Genomic DNA, 507 nt, shown 5'->3' with positions numbered 1-507 from the left:
GTGTGGTTAGAGGGTTGGGGTAATCTGGTATGCGCATCTGCATCGGAGTCTTCTTGTTGAGGGCTCGATGAGGACGCGCTGTGTTATAGAGAGCAATCGTTTGCGAGAGGATCTCCCGAACTTGATCTATGGGCTTATCCTCGAAGTTGTAGAGCCAGTCGTTCTTGATGATTCCGTTAAGTCGCTCAGCCATAGCGTTGTGGAGAGGGTTGCCGGTCTGGGTAACGCTGGTTACGATGCCTAGGCTGGCCTCGTAGTCGGTCATCTGCTTGGAGACGTATTGACAGCCTCGGTCGCTATGGAAGATGAGTCCTTTGAGGTCAAAGCCATGCTTCTGGTAGAAGTCAACGGTCTGTTTTAGTGCGTTGTAGGGGCCCTCTGTGGAGAGCGTGGGCTGCAGGTCAAAGCCTGTGATGATGCGGCTATAAGCATCCATCGTCAGGGAGAGATATGCGAAGCCCCCTAAACACTTGACGTAGGTTATGTCTGATACGGTGAGCCGGCAAT

Annotated in this window: 1 protein-coding gene; it reads right to left on the bottom strand. The window is 52.7% G+C overall.

Annotated features, from left to right (window positions below; genetic code table 11):
* Positions 1-507, bottom strand: a 507-nt coding sequence (locus PORUE0001_RS05070) for an IS3 family transposase (RefSeq protein ID WP_007365400.1), incomplete at both ends; no start/stop codon positions are given.

This window comes from Porphyromonas uenonis 60-3 (assembly GCF_000174775.1).
Lineage (GTDB): Bacteria > Bacteroidota > Bacteroidia > Bacteroidales > Porphyromonadaceae > Porphyromonas > Porphyromonas uenonis_A.
The sequence above is the reverse complement of the archived record's forward strand: the minus strand, read 5'-3'. Positions and strand labels throughout refer to the sequence as shown.